Source organism: Flavobacterium sp. B114r, assembly GCF_056824125.1.
The window spans coordinates 3,921,092-3,932,894 of the sequence record NZ_CP124858.1 but is presented as its reverse complement, the minus strand read 5'-3'; the positions used below and the strand labels follow the sequence as shown (position 1 = coordinate 3,932,894).

General features: G+C 32.9%; 11 protein-coding genes. 7 read left to right on the top strand and 4 right to left on the bottom strand.

Going from position 1 to position 11,803, the window contains the following annotated elements:
- Positions 1-18: 18 nt before the first annotated feature.
- From porX to QLQ94_RS16630, 5 genes are all read left to right on the top strand, one after another.
- Positions 19-1,572 carry a T9SS response regulator signal transducer PorX gene (gene porX / locus QLQ94_RS16650; RefSeq protein WP_271336625.1) on the top strand — a complete coding sequence of 518 codons (1,554 nt, stop codon included), beginning with the start codon at positions 19-21 and terminating at the stop codon, positions 1,570-1,572.
- A gap of 178 nt (positions 1,573-1,750) precedes the next feature.
- Positions 1,751-2,158 (top strand): tRNA (adenosine(37)-N6)-threonylcarbamoyltransferase complex ATPase subunit type 1 TsaE, encoded by a 408-nt coding sequence (gene tsaE, locus QLQ94_RS16645; protein WP_271336624.1) that lies wholly within the window; start codon positions 1,751-1,753, stop codon positions 2,156-2,158.
- A 115-nt stretch (positions 2,159-2,273) separates the two neighbouring features.
- On the top strand, positions 2,274-2,747 hold the full coding sequence (locus tag QLQ94_RS16640; protein WP_482497874.1) for a GNAT family N-acetyltransferase: 474 nt from the start codon (positions 2,274-2,276) through the stop codon (positions 2,745-2,747).
- A gap of 83 nt (positions 2,748-2,830) precedes the next feature.
- Positions 2,831-4,030, top strand: a complete 1,200-nt coding sequence (locus QLQ94_RS16635) for an alanine dehydrogenase (protein ID WP_072963546.1) — start codon at positions 2,831-2,833, stop codon at positions 4,028-4,030.
- A 36-nt stretch (positions 4,031-4,066) separates the two neighbouring features.
- Positions 4,067-4,453 (top strand): DUF4258 domain-containing protein, encoded by a 387-nt coding sequence (locus tag QLQ94_RS16630; protein WP_271336622.1) that lies wholly within the window; start codon positions 4,067-4,069, stop codon positions 4,451-4,453.
- 161 nt (positions 4,454-4,614) lie between these two features.
- On the opposite strand, the gene ung is transcribed toward QLQ94_RS16630, so the two are convergent.
- Positions 4,615-5,286 carry a uracil-DNA glycosylase gene (gene ung, locus QLQ94_RS16625; RefSeq protein WP_482497872.1) on the bottom strand — a complete coding sequence of 224 codons (672 nt, stop codon included), beginning with the start codon at positions 5,284-5,286 and terminating at the stop codon, positions 4,615-4,617.
- A 111-nt stretch (positions 5,287-5,397) separates the two neighbouring features.
- Here ung and QLQ94_RS16620 point away from each other — a divergent pair, with 111 nt between their 5' ends.
- Together QLQ94_RS16620 and QLQ94_RS16615 are read left to right on the top strand one after the other, a co-directional pair.
- Complete coding sequence (locus tag QLQ94_RS16620; protein ID WP_482497870.1) at positions 5,398-7,563, top strand: endonuclease MutS2; 2,166 nt, start codon at positions 5,398-5,400, stop codon at positions 7,561-7,563.
- Positions 7,564-7,980: 417 nt separating this feature from the next.
- Entirely contained in the window at positions 7,981-8,397 is a 417-nt protein-coding gene (locus tag QLQ94_RS16615) for a thiol-disulfide oxidoreductase DCC family protein (RefSeq protein ID WP_482497868.1), read from the top strand.
- 379 nt (positions 8,398-8,776) lie between these two features.
- Here the strand turns inward: QLQ94_RS16615 and ettA are convergent, their stop codons facing one another.
- The 3 genes from ettA to holA form a co-directional block, all read right to left on the bottom strand.
- Positions 8,777-10,468, bottom strand: a complete 1,692-nt coding sequence (gene ettA, locus QLQ94_RS16610) for an energy-dependent translational throttle protein EttA (RefSeq protein ID WP_271336618.1) — start codon at positions 10,466-10,468, stop codon at positions 8,777-8,779.
- Positions 10,469-10,532: 64 nt separating this feature from the next.
- Positions 10,533-10,715, bottom strand: coding sequence for a CAL67264 family membrane protein (locus QLQ94_RS16605; protein WP_035680915.1), 183 nt, complete (start codon positions 10,713-10,715; stop codon positions 10,533-10,535).
- Between the two features lie 67 nt (positions 10,716-10,782).
- Positions 10,783-11,787: a DNA polymerase III subunit delta gene (gene holA / locus QLQ94_RS16600; RefSeq protein ID WP_271336617.1), complete on the bottom strand. Its 1,005-nt coding sequence runs from the start codon at positions 11,785-11,787 to the stop codon at positions 10,783-10,785.
- Positions 11,788-11,803 lie beyond the last annotated feature (16 nt).

Genomic DNA, 11,803 nt, shown 5'->3' with positions numbered 1-11,803 from the left:
TTAAAATTAAACACGTTTATGGATAAGATAAAAATACTTTGGGTCGATGATGAAATCGATCTTTTAAAGCCCCACATATTATTTCTCGAGAAAAAAAACTACGCTGTAACCACTTGTAATAATGGTTTGGATGCTATTACCTTATTTGAAGAAGGTAATTTTGACATTGTCTTTTTAGATGAAAACATGCCAGGAATGAGCGGTCTGGAAACCCTTTCGGAAATGAAGGAAAAAAAATCAGCTACTCCGATGATTATGATCACTAAAAGTGAGGAAGAATACATAATGGAAGAGGCTATTGGTTCTAAAATCGCCGATTATTTGATAAAACCAGTAAATCCCAACCAGATTTTATTGAGTTTAAAGAAAAACCTGGATCATTCAAGGTTAATTTCTGAAAAAACAACTTTAGATTACCAAAAAGAATTTAGAAAAATTTCGATGGAAATGGCAATGGTCAATTCTTATGAAGATTGGGTAGAACTATATAAAAAACTAATATTCTGGGAATTAGAATTAGAAAACATCAATGATCAGGGAATGATTGAGATTCTTGAGTCTCAGAAAGTAGAAGCCAATTCGCAATTCGGTAAATTTATCGAAAGAAATTACGAAGACTGGTTTGCTCCAAAAGCCGAAAAACCAATTCAATCTCATACTTTATTCAAAGAATTAGTAGTTCCTGAAATCAAAAAGAAAGATAAGCCGATTTTGTTTGTTGTAATTGACAATTTGCGTTACGACCAATGGAAATCATTTGAGACTGTTGTAGCTAATTATTATAAACTAGAAAAAGAAGTTCCTTACTTTTCTATACTTCCAACTGCAACACAATATGCCAGAAATGCTATTTTCTCTGGTCTATTGCCTACAGAAATGGAAAAACAATTTCCGCAATACTGGAAAAACGACGTTGAAGAAGGTGGAAAAAACCTGTATGAAGCAGAGTTTTTAAGTGCACAATTAAAACGTTTAGGATTAAATATTAAAGAAGACTATTTTAAAATCACCAATTATGCCGGTGGAAAAAAATTAGCCGAAAACTTTAAAGCCCTAAAAGGCAATGATTTGGTAACGGTAGTGTATAATTTTGTTGACATGTTGTCGCACGCCAAAACCGAAATGGATGTAGTAAAAGAACTTGCATCAGATGATAAAGCGTATCGCTCTTTGACGTTGAGCTGGTTTAAGAACTCTCCGCTTTTAGAGATTATACAACAAGCTCAACTTCTAGGTTTTAAATTAATTCTTACCACCGATCACGGAACAATTAATGTAAAAAATCCATCGAAAGTAGTTGGAGATAAAAATACAAGTCTAAATTTGCGTTATAAAACTGGTCGTAGTTTAACATACGAGCAAAAAGATGTTTATGTTGTAAAAGAACCAAAGGATATTGGTTTGCCAGCCATAAATATGAGCAGCTCGTTTATATTTGCTAAAAATGATTTCTTTTTGGCTTATGTAAATAACTACAATCATTATGTAAGTTATTATAGAAATACATATCAACATGGCGGAATCTCACTAGAAGAAATGATTATTCCGTTTCTGGTATTTAATCCTAAATAGTAAAAAAGAGTTTTCAGTCTCAGTTTGCAGTAAAGAAAAGTTGCCACAAATTTCGCAAATTTTCACAAATTATTTTTTTTAATAAATACTCTTATTTAATTTTTAATTTGTGAAAATTTGTGAAATTTGTGGCAAAAAATAGTCTGCTTTAGCAGGCAGTCACATTAAATACAGTACAATGAATATCGTTTTTTCATTAGATCAAATTCAGGAAGTAGCAGAAAAAATTTTAGCGTCAAATCCAAAAAAAATCATACTTTTTAATGGAGAAATGGGCGTTGGAAAAACTACTTTAATCAAACAATTATGCAAAAGTCTCGACGTCGAAGAAGCTACAAGCAGCCCAACCTTTTCTTTAGTTAACGAATATTACACGACTAATAATCAGATTGTTTACCATTTTGATTTTTACCGATTAAACAAAGAAACAGAAGCGCTCGATATGGGAGTTGATGATTATTTATATTCCGGAAACTGGTGTTTTATCGAATGGTCAGAAAAAATTAAAAATCTTATTCCCGAAGAACATTCCGTAGTTACAATTGAGCTAATGGCTGATGGAAAAAGAAAATTAGTACTAGTTTAATTCTATAGAGATTTGTCAAGATTTAATAGAGAAACACAAAGGTCTTTCTAACAAAAATTTGCGGCCCCTTGTAGAACTTCTTCATTAATTTCTGTGAAATAACATATATATATAAATGAACCTCGAAAACACAGTAGAAATAATCCCTTTCTCTCCAGCCCTAAAAGAGCCAATTAAAACCTTAAATAAGGAATGGCTTCAAAAATATTTCAGAGTTGAAGAAAATGACGAGATTGTACTCTCGAATCCTCAGGAAGAAATTATTGATAAAGGCGGATTTATTTATTATGCCAGATATAATAATGAAATTCTTGGAACTGTATCTTTACTCAAAGAAGATGATGTGACTTTTGAATTGAGTAAAATGGCGGTTTCAGATAAAGCGCAAGGTCTAGGAATTGGAAATAAATTATTAGTTCACTGCATGGCTGTAGCTAAAGAAAATAACATCAGGAAACTATTTCTATATTCAAATCGAAAGTTACTTCCGGCAATTCATCTGTATGAAAAATTTGGTTTTACCCAAATCCCTTTAGGTGATGTGAGCTATGAAAGAGCTGACATTAAAATGGAGAAAAATATACCATAATTTCATCTTGTAGTATTAGCAGAATTTTTACATTGATTCTAAAACTTTTTACGTAATTTGTACTCTTAATTTTTGCACCACCCATGTCAATTACTTTAACTCCATTTACGAAGCAACAATTGTTGCCACAAGAAGAAAAACTTGAAATTGGCCGATTCAAAAGCGAACTTTTTATAGGGATTCCCAAAGAAACAAGTTATCAGGAACGTCGCATTTGCCTGACGCCAGATGCTGTAAATTCGCTTACTTATGAAGGTCATCGCGTCATGATTGAATCTGGTGCCGGAGAGAGTTCAAGTTACTCTGATAAAGAATATTCTGATGCAGGAGCTGAAGTAACAAAAGATACTAAAAAAGTTTTTGGATGTCCGCTGCTATTAAAGGTTGAACCTCCAACGCTTGCCGAGATCAAAATGATTAATCCTGAAACAATTATCATTTCGGCTATACAGTTAAAAACCAAGAAGAAAGAATATTTTGAAGCTCTGGCTCAAAAAAAAATCACAGCACTTGCTTTTGAATATATTAAAGATGAAGACGGATCTTATCCTGCTGTAAAATCATTAAGTGAAATTGCCGGAACAGCTTCTATACTCATTGCTGCCGAATTAATGATTACTGACGAGTTTGGAAAAGGACTTTTATTTGGAAACATTACTGGCGTACCTCCTACTGAAGTTGTGATTCTAGGCGCTGGAACTGTTGGCGAATTTGCGGCTAAAACCGCTATTGGTTTAGGTGCAAACGTGAAAGTTTTTGACAATTCGATTACAAAATTACGTCGTTTACAAAATAATTTAAATCAAAGAATCTTTACTTCTACAGTGCAGCAAAAAGCCTTATTAAAAGCTTTACGTCGTTGCGATGTCGCTATTGGTGCCATGCGCGGCAAAGAACGTTGTCCTATTATAGTTACAGAAACTATGGTTGAGCACATGAAAAAAGGTGCCGTAATAGTCGATGTGAGTATTGATACCGGAGGTTGTTTTGAAACCTCTGAAGTTACGACCCACGAAAAACCAACTTTTATAAAAAGCAATGTTTTGCATTATTGCGTTCCAAATATTCCTTCGAGATATTCTAAAACTGCCTCATTATCAATAAGTAATATTTTAACTCCGTATTTACTTCAAATAGCTGAAGACGGCGGATTAGAAAGTGCTATTAGATGTAATAAAGGTTTAAAAAACGGAATTTACTTATATCACGGAATTTTAACGAACAAAGCAATTGGCGAATGGTTTGATTTACCGGATAACGACATCAATTTACTTGTATTTTAAGAGAACTTTAATGTACCTTTGCAAAAATTTTATTTCATGAAGTTCGCACACCGTTTCGCTTATTATTTAGTTGGTTTAGTTATGGGATGCTTTTTTGTAGCCCTTGTTTTTAGCGGAAAAGATACCCGTTGCAACTATTTCCCGAATGCCCGAGTTTTAAATACTTTGCGCACAAAACCTTTTCAGTATTCTGAAAAAGCAATTCAGGTTCTGAATGAAAAATGGGTTGATACAGCTGATATCAAAAATACATTAAAATTTGGAGACGTTGATTTTGATCAGAGCAATGTGCCTTTCAAAAAAGGAAAACTATATATCATTGAAGGAAAAACAGTAAAAAATCAGGAAATTATTCTTAAAGTAATTAATTACGAGAACAAAGCTGTTCTGGATGAAATTATAAAAAAGCCTTTAGAAAAATAGTTCTTAAAATCTAAATTAATCGAACTTTCTTTTCACTTCGACTAAGGAGAAATCACACATGAAACTTGAGAAAAATTAATGACGTTTGTACGGAATTACTACTATGATTTTTCCTCAGGCTTAAATAGTAATATTGTAGAAATTAAAGTTTTAAATTGGTTTCAAAACCACTCAATTTCTTTAATTCCCTTAGATTTTAAAAATTCATTCGTTTTACTAAAATGTTTGTTTCCGAACCATTTTCTCTGGTTCGCGCTCATTGGAGATGGATGTCCCGATTCTAAAACGAAATGTTTTGAGCGATCAATTTTAAGTCCTTTTTTCTGTGCAAAATTACCCCATAATAAGAACACGACATTTTCCTTTTTATCAGAGATAGCCTGAATAACTGCATCAGTAAATAAGTTCCATTTGAGATGTTTGTGACTATTAGGAGTATCTTTCCTAACTGTTAAAGAAGCATTTAAAAGCAGAACGCCTTGATCTGCCCATTTTTCCAGATTTCCTGAGGTTGGCATAAATACAGAATCCAGATCACTATTTATTTCCCTAAAAATATTACGCAAAGAAGGTGGGATTTTCACATTATCATTAACCGAAAAGCTTAAACCATTTGCTTCTCCTACTCCGTGATAAGGATCCTGACCAATAATAACAACCTTTACATCATTGAACGAACAATGATTGAACGCCGAAAAGATTAAATCTAATGGCGGATAACAAATATGTTTCTTGCATTCGTCTTCTAATGACAAAAGCAAATCTTTAAAATAAGGTTTTTCAATTTCATCTGACAAAACAACTTGCCATTCAGGAGAAAGATTAATTTTCATTTTCAATACAATTTATTACAAATTACGCAAAGTTTTTTTCAAAGTACTAATTAATAGTATCATTTCGTTCTAAAACTTTGTAACTTTGAACCTTTACAACTTACGATATAAATGATATCTATTACCGAAAAAACATTACAAGATTTACAATTCCCAACAGTGCTCGAAACCATTTCGGCAGGCTGTAATACTGACATAGGAAAAGAAAAAGCTTTAAAAATAACTCCTTTCAGAGATAAAGAAACTTTGATGCAGGCTTTGATGCAAACATCTGAGTATGTTTCGTCTTTTGAAAATAATAACGCCATTCCCAATCATGGGTTTGACGCGATTACTCACGAAATCAAATTCCTTGCAATAGAAGATAGTTTTCTGGAAGTAGGCAGCTTTAGAAAAATAGCTACTCTTTCATCAACTGCAAATGTGTTGTTGACTTTTTTTAAAAAATTCGACGATTATTACCCAAATCTAAATGCAAGAGCTTCGAGAGTTGAGTATACCAAAGACATCGTTACTTTAATTGACGCTATTGTTGATAAATACGGAGAAATCAAAGACAACGCTTCACCCGCTTTACTGAGTATTCGCCAGAATATGAATATCGTTCGCGGCAAGGTCAATCAAAGCTTTGGGGTCGCATTAACGCAATATAACAGCCTTGGATATCTTGATGACATCAAAGAAAGCTTTGTTCAAAACCGTAGGGTTTTGGCAGTCCTGGCCATGTATCGCCGTAAAGTAAAAGGTTCTATTTTAGGAAGTTCTAAAACTGGAAGTATTGCTTATATCGAACCCGAAACTACACTTCAATATTCTCGTGAACTAAGCAATTTAGAATACGAGGAAAAGGAAGAAATCACGAGAATTTTAAAGCAATTATCGAATGCTATTCGTCCGTTTTTACCAATATTAATTGAGTATCAGGAGTTTTTGAGTGACATTGATGTAGTTGCCGGAAAAGCAAAATACGCCAACAGAATCAACGGAATATTACCAACAATTACAGAAGAACGCAGATTATTCTTTAGAGAAGCTTATCACCCTATTTTGTATTTGAACAACAAGCAAAAAAACGAAATTACACATCCGCAAACTATTGAATTAAAACAAGATAATCGAATCATTGTAATTTCAGGACCAAATGCTGGAGGAAAAACAATTTCGCTTAAAACAGTTGGTTTATTACAATTGATGCTGCAATCAGGAATGTTGATTCCGGTGCATGAACGAAGTGAAACTTTCTTGTTCGACAGAATTCTAACAGATATTGGTGACAATCAATCTATTGAAAATCATCTGAGTACTTATAGTTACCGATTAAAAAACATGAATTATTTCCTGAAGAAATGCAACAAGAAAACCATGTTTTTGATTGATGAATTTGGTACAGGTTCTGATCCGGAATTAGGTGGTGCTTTGGCTGAGATTTTCCTGGAAGAATTTTACCATCGTGAAGCTTTTGGAATTATCACAACACATTATTCCAATTTGAAAATTCTGGCAAATGAATTGCCTTTTGCCACAAATGCGAATATGATGTTTGATGAAAAATCGCTTGAACCAATGTACAAACTTGCTTTAGGTCAAGCTGGTAGTTCGTTTACATTTGAAGTTGCCTTAAAAAATGGCATTCCGTTTGGTTTGATTAATCGTGCCAAAAAGAAAATTGAAGTTGGAAAAGTCCGTTTTGATAAAACGATTGCAACACTTCAGAAAGAGCGTTCTAAGCTTGAAAAAACTTCGATCAATTTAAAAGAAGAAGAAACCAGGGCGCGAGAGGAAAGCAAAAAGATGGAAAACATCAATGTAAAAATCAAACAGAAATTAGAAAGCTATCAGGAATTATATGATAGTAATCAAAAGACAATTTACATTGGTCAGAAAATAGAAGATATCTCAGAGAAATATTTCAACAATAAAAATAAAAAAGAATTGCTTGGAGAATTTTTGAAAATTATAGAAATTGAAAATTCAAAACGCAAAAAAGCAACTCCAAAAGAAGCCAAAGCCATAACCGAGAAGAAAAAAGAAGTTATCGCAGAAGTTTCTGTTCAGGTGGAAGAAATTCGAAAAGAGAAAAAAGAGAAAAAACTTAAACCTGTAATCGAAAAACCAAAGCCAATTTTAAAAGTTGGCGACAGAGTAAGAATGCTCGACGGAAGATCTGTTGGAAGTATTGATTCGATTGAAAAAAATAAGGCAACTGTCAATTATGGAATTTTTACTTCAAAGGTAAGTTTGGATGAATTGGAATTGGTTGAAGCTGCAAAGAAATAAGTTTTCAGTTTTTAGTAGCAGTTTTCAGTTACTAAAAACGTAATAAAACATCAAAAATTAAAATAACGCGATTTTAGCAAACATTTTCAAAAAGGCAATTATGAAGATGGATATTTTTAAAAAAGCGCTTAAAAATAATTTATGAAAGCCGTTTGTGATTGATAAAAATTATGGATTTTATTTTATCGATAAATAAAACAGATCTAATAAAAACTAATTAAAGATTACAATTATAACAATCGTTGTCATCTCGACCATGGAGAAATTACACATAAAACTCCGTAAAGAGAATTGCTAATCTTTTTAGAGGTACACGTATAATTTCTCATTCCTCGAAATGATAAACTATACGGAAAGCTTTGTCAAAGTTCAAAACTTTGACAAAGCTAAAAAACTTGAAACCTTGAAATTTTCCAAATGCAGAACAATCTTCCAAAAAATAAAAAAATAATCCTATTCGACGGTGTTTGTAATTTATGCAACGGCGCGGTCCAGTTTATTATAAAAAATGACAAAAAGGATATTTTTAGATTTGTGGCTTTGCAATCAGAATTAGGAATTGAAATTTCCAATTATATTGGTGTTGATCAAAAAAAAATTGATAGTATTATTTTATACAATCCCGGAGTAGCTTATTATTACAAATCTTCAGCAGTTTTAGAAATTGCGAAAAACTTAGGAGGTTTTTATAATCTGATGTTTGTTTTTAAAATTTTCCCAGAAAGTTTCCGAAATTATATTTATGATTGTATTGCTAAAAATCGATACAAATGGTATGGCAAAAAAGAAAGCTGCATGATTCCTACTCCGGAATTGAAGGCTAAATTTTTATAAAAAGTTGGCACACGGATTTTACGGGTTGAACAGGTTTTGCACAGGTCTTTTGTTTTTTGTGATCTCGAACGAGAAAGCTTAGTTAGTGATTCGATGATAAAATTCACTTTATGATTTACTTTGCGGAACTTTGACTTTGTTCAGTCTGACAGAATTGTAAAAAAAATAAAATTTCTTTTGAAACGACTGCCCTAGCCCTGATAGAAACGAAAATCCTTTTTGTTTTTTCTTTAAAAATAAAAAGATTGTAGTGAATAGCAGGAAATAGCTCCTAATTCTTTGTAAAATATTACGGACATTACTTTTCCAATAAATCATTAAAATAAAAAAAAGCCTCAAATTCTAAGAACTTGAGGCTTATACTTTTAATCAGAAATTATTATCTAATCAACTTTCTGTATTTCAAACGTTTTGGAGTTAAATCACCACCTAAACGTTTCTTTTTGTTTTCTTCATATTCAGAGAAACCTCCTTCGAAATAGTACACTTCAGAATCTCCTTCGAAAGCTAAAATGTGCGTACAAATTCTGTCTAAGAACCATCTATCGTGCGAAATAATTACGGCACAACCTGCAAAATTCTCTAAACCTTCTTCTAGTGCACGAAGTGTGTTTACGTCCAGATCATTCGTAGGCTCATCCAGTAAAAGTACGTTTCCTTCTTCTTTTAATGTCATTGCTAGGTGTAAACGGTTACGTTCTCCACCAGATAACATTGACACTTTTTTATTTTGCTCGCCTCCACCAAAGTTGAAACGTGACAAATAAGCTCTTGAGTTAACTTGTTTTCCGCCCATCATTACTAATTCCTGACCATCGGCAAAGTTTTCCCAAATAGATTTATTTGGATCAATGTTAGAGTGTGATTGATCCACATAAGCGATTTTTACAGTTTCACCAACTGAAAATTCTCCGCTATCTGTTTTTTCTTCTCCCATAATCATTCTGAAAATCGTAGATTTACCAGCACCGTTTGGTCCGATAATTCCAACAATTCCAGCTTGTGGCAAAGTAAAATTCAAATTATCATATAATAATTTATCTCCAAAAGCTTTGGCAACATTTTTAGCTTCTATAACATTTGTTCCTAAACGTGGACCATTTGGAATGTAGATTTCCAAGTTTTCATCCAATTGTTTTTGGTCTTCATTTAATAATTTATCGTAATTCTGTAAACGTGCTTTTTGCTTTGTTTGACGGCCTTTTGCTCCTTGACGAACCCAGTCCAACTCACGTTCTAAAGTTTTTCTACGTTTAGAAGCTACTTTTTCTTCTTGCGCCATACGGCTTGATTTTTGGTCTAACCAGGAAGAATAATTTCCTTTCCACGGAATACCTTCTCCTCTGTCAAGCTCTAAAATCCAACCTGCCACATTATCAAGGAAGTATCTATCGTGTGTTACAGCAATAACAGTTCCTGCATATTGTGCCAAGTGTTGCTCTAACCAAAGAACAGATTCAGCATCAAGGTGGTTGGTAGGCTCATCAAGCAATAATACATCCGGTTGTTGCAATAACAAACGACATAAAGCTACACGACGGCGCTCACCTCCTGAAAGGTTTTTAATAGGCGTATCACCTTCCGGAGTACGCAACGCATCCATTGCAATTTCAAGTTTAGTATCGATTTCCCAAGCACCAAGAGCATCAATTTTGTCTTGTAACGCCGCTTGACGGTCCATCAATTTATCCATTTTATCCTGATCTTCGTAATTTTCAGGAAGACCAAATAAATCATTTATTTGATTGTATTCTTCTAAAACTGCGATAGTTTCGGCAGCTCCTTCACGAACAATTTCGATTACAGTTTTAGAATCATCAAGAATTGGTTCTTGCTCTAAATAACCTACAGTATATCCAGGTTGAAAAACAACATCTCCCTGATAATTTTTATCAACTCCTGCGATAATCTTTAATAAAGAAGATTTTCCTGAACCATTAAGTCCAAGAATACCAATTTTAGCACCATAAAAGAAGCTCAAGTAAATGTTTTTAAGCACTGGCTTATCTGCTCCCTGATAGGTTTTGCTCAATTTTTGCATTGAGAAAATTACTTTCTTATCGTCTGACATTCTATTTATTTTTAATTTTTAATTATTTATTTTCTATTTGATCTGTATTGCAATTGAAACTTGATTAAACTCTACCTTTTAAAGCATTAAAAACCCAGGCATTAGCAAAGAAACCAACACCAACTGCTACAAATCCCCAACCAGATACGTCTCTATATCTAAAAGCACCAAGACCTATAAGTAACAATCCCATAAGTACCATTATAAAAGTAGCCCATCCTAAAACGGTATTTTTATTCATTCCCATAATTGTGTAATTATTATTTTAAAGTAGTAATTTTTTCAGAGATGCAAATATCGTGAATTTTCACGGCTTAATTAAATATTTTATACAGCATTTCTTTTAATAAATCTCCTTGGGACAAAGCATTTGCTCCCACTCCTTTACTTTTCACATCGACATCACGCAAAGCTCCTATAATCTGACTCACTTTTCGCATTGGGTAGTTTTTTATGGCTAAATCATATTCTTTTAAAAAATATGGATTTACACCAATAACTGTGGCTACATTTTTGGGGTTTTTATCCTTGAGTCCATGATATTTTAAAAGCTGAATAAAAAAACCAAAGACCAATCCGGTTGTCATCACTAATGGATATTCTTTAGGATTATGTGCAAAATTTTCTGCTATTTTATATGCTTTAAGCTGATTGCGTTCGCCAATTGCTTTTCGAAGTTCGAACACATTATAATCCTTACTGAAACCAATATTTTCCTCGATATGTTGTGGTGTAATTACAGTTCCCTGAGGTAAAATAATCTGTAATTTCTCCAGTTCATTATTAATTTTACTTAAATCTGTACCTAAAAATTCAACCAACATAGCGTTTGCCTTGGGATCGATTGTATATTTTTTACCAGCAAGAACACGCTTTATCCAGTCACCAACCTGGTTTTCGTATAATTTTTTACTTTCGTAAACGATTCCTTTTTGAGCTAGTAGTTTGGTTACTTTTTTACGTTTATCAAGTGTCTTGTATTTGTAGCAAAAAACCAAAACCGTAGATTCCATTGGATTATTTACATACGATTCTATTTTATCAATTGTTCTCGATAAATCCTGTGCTTCTTTTACAATAACAACCTGGCGATCAGACATCATAGGATAGCGCTTAGCCGTTGAAACGATATCTTCTACAGAAACATCTCTTCCGTATAATACCGTTTGATTGAATCCTTTTTCTTCTTCCGAAAGTACGTTCTGCTCAATATACTCTGATAATTTATCTATGTAATAAGGTTCCTCACCCATTAAAAAATAAATTGGTTTTATATTTCCGGCCTTGATATCATTAACAATTTTTACAACTTCGTCCATTCAATAATCTTATTTC